General features: G+C 70.6%; 1 pseudogene. It reads right to left on the reverse strand.

From position 1 onward, the window contains the following. A pseudogene (locus L0D17_RS13380) lies at nt 1-344 on the reverse strand (transposase); the annotation flags it as partial.

The raw sequence follows: 344 nt of genomic DNA on the forward strand, positions 1-344 counted from the left end.
CCATCAGGTTGGTGCTCCGCAGGTACGGCCAAAGCACCTTGGGGTACCCGTAGAAGCGCAGGAAGGCTCCGGAATCCTCAAGGTGTTTCCCTACGGGAAAGCAACCACCCAAAGCCCCACCACCCCCGGGTACCCCGACCCCCAGGTCCCCTTCACCTCCTCCAGGACCCGCAGGGCCTCCTCCCGGCTCTCCGCCCCGTACACCCGCCTCAGGTCCTCCGCCAGCAGGGCCCGGTCCCGGGAGCGCACCTGGGACAGGCTCCACCGCACCCCGTGCACCACGCACCGCACCCGCCGCAGGCCCCGCTGCCAAAGCTCCCCCAGGACCCCCTCCCATCCCAGGG

It is taken from the genome of Thermus thalpophilus (assembly GCF_022760915.1).
GTDB lineage: Bacteria > Deinococcota > Deinococci > Deinococcales > Thermaceae > Thermus > Thermus thalpophilus.